We start from the raw sequence: 782 nt of genomic DNA, 5'->3' as shown, positions 1-782 counted from the left end.
GGAAGAGTGACAACGCCAGTTACGTCAGTTGTCCGGAAATAGAATTGCGGACGATAGCCGTTAAAGAACGGGGTGTGACGGCCGCCTTCTTCTTTTGACAGGACGTATACTTCGCCTTTGTATTTCGTGTGCGGTTTAATTGAGCCTGGTTTCGCCAAAACTTGACCGCGCTCAATTTCTTTGCGACCGAACCGCGCTCTACACGACCGGTTGCAACAGTTCCACGACCAGTGATCGTGAATACGTCCTCAACAGGCATCAGGAACGGTTTGTCCGTTGCGCGTTCAGGCGTCGGGATGTAGCTGTCAACTTGATCCATCAATTCATGAATCTTGCCGCACCATTTGCACTCGCGTGAGCCGCAGCCGCACTCGAGAACTTTGGTAGCAGAACCGGATACGACAGGGATGTCGTCGCCAGGGAATTCGTAGCTTGACAGCAGTTCGCGAACTTCCATCTCAACCAGTTCCATCAGTTCTGCGTCATCAACCATGTCCGCTTTGTTCAAAAAGACGACCATGGCAGGTACGCCAACTTGGCGGGAGAGCAGGATGTGCTCGCGGGTTTGTGGCATCGGGCCGTCAGCTGCGCTAACAACCAGAATCGCACCGCTTTATCGATTTGATCATACGCCATGAACTCGGCGCCACCAGCTTTAGCCAGCGTCATCGTGATCGCTGCTGTCAGCGAAGTCTTACCGTGGTCAACGTGGCCGATAGTCCCGATATTTACGTGGGGTTTTGTTCTTTCAAACTTTTTCTTTGCCATTCTCAATTCCTCCT

Annotated in this window: 1 pseudogene; it reads right to left on the bottom strand. The window is 52.3% G+C overall.

Going from position 1 to position 782, the window contains the following annotated elements:
• Window positions 1-768: pseudogene (locus AXX12_RS01780) on the bottom strand (GTP-binding protein); the annotation flags it as partial.
• Between the last annotated feature and the right edge of the window lie 14 nt (window positions 769-782).

Source organism: Anaerosporomusa subterranea, assembly GCF_001611555.1.
GTDB classification, from domain to species: domain Bacteria; phylum Bacillota; class Negativicutes; order Sporomusales; family Acetonemataceae; genus Anaerosporomusa; species Anaerosporomusa subterranea.
This window is presented reverse-complemented; position numbering and strand designations above follow the sequence as displayed.